Raw genomic sequence first — 497 nt, forward strand, 5'->3', positions numbered from 1 at the left:
GATCGAGACGATGTCGGCTCCCGACGAGATCCGCGCCGCCGCCGAGGCTGCCATTCGCGTCGGCCTGCCCTACACCTACACCGGTTCCTTCGACACCGCCGGCCGCACCATGATGGGCCTGCTGCCGAAGGATATCCACGGCGTCACCGACGGACTTTCGCAAGCGCCGCTCGGCGTTGGTGCCAATTGCGGCGTCGGCGCGTCCGACATCTTGGCCTCGCTGCTCGACATGACCGAGGCGAAGCCGGAGGCGACGGTGATCGTCAAGGGCAATTGCGGCATTCCTGAATTCCGCGGCACCGAAATCCATTATTCCGGCACACCCGAACTGATGGCCGATTATGTGCGCCTCGCTGTCGACGGCGGCGCCAAAATTATCGGCGGCTGCTGCGGCACCTCGTTCCAGCACCTTGCCGCCATGCGCAAGGCGCTCGATGCGCACACCAAGGCGGATCGTCCGACGGTTGCCGCAATTGTCGAGCGCATCGGTCCGATGC

At 65.2% G+C, this 497-nt stretch carries 1 protein-coding gene; it reads left to right on the forward strand.

Annotated features, from left to right (window positions below; all coding sequences use genetic code 11):
- On the forward strand, positions 1-497 hold a 497-nt coding region (locus EN935_RS39825), incomplete at both ends, for a homocysteine S-methyltransferase family protein (RefSeq protein WP_206534732.1).

The sequence above is a fragment of the Mesorhizobium sp. M7D.F.Ca.US.004.03.1.1 genome, from assembly GCF_003998635.1.
Classification (GTDB): Bacteria; Pseudomonadota; Alphaproteobacteria; order Rhizobiales; family Rhizobiaceae; genus Mesorhizobium; species Mesorhizobium loti.